Below are 303 nucleotides of genomic sequence, written 5' to 3' on the forward strand. Positions count from 1 at the left end.
CGGCAGTGGGCATGTCCGGGGCATCGCCGACGCAATCGGCGGGCCCGCCCGCGGGGCGATTCAGCCGCCATGCGGGCGCGCATGCCAGACATGCCGATCAGCGACATACCGGCCAGGGAAAGGCCGATCATCAAGGCGAGCAGCCGAAGGGCAAGACGCGCAAGCGCCGCAAGCGCAGGCGCGGCCGCAAGGTGTTTGCGCGCGACGAGAACGGCGCCGCGCCGCCATCCGCGCCGGTTGCCATCTCCGCAAGCCAAGCCCAGGGCACGCCAGCGCGGAGTGAGCCAAGCCCGCCGATCCAGG

At 72.3% G+C, this 303-nt stretch carries 1 pseudogene; it reads left to right on the forward strand.

Annotated features, from left to right (window positions below):
• Positions 1–303: pseudogene (locus EN852_RS42015) on the forward strand (hypothetical protein); the annotation flags it as partial.

The sequence above is a fragment of the Mesorhizobium sp. M2E.F.Ca.ET.209.01.1.1 genome (assembly GCF_004010375.2).
Taxonomy (GTDB): domain Bacteria; phylum Pseudomonadota; class Alphaproteobacteria; order Rhizobiales; family Rhizobiaceae; genus Mesorhizobium.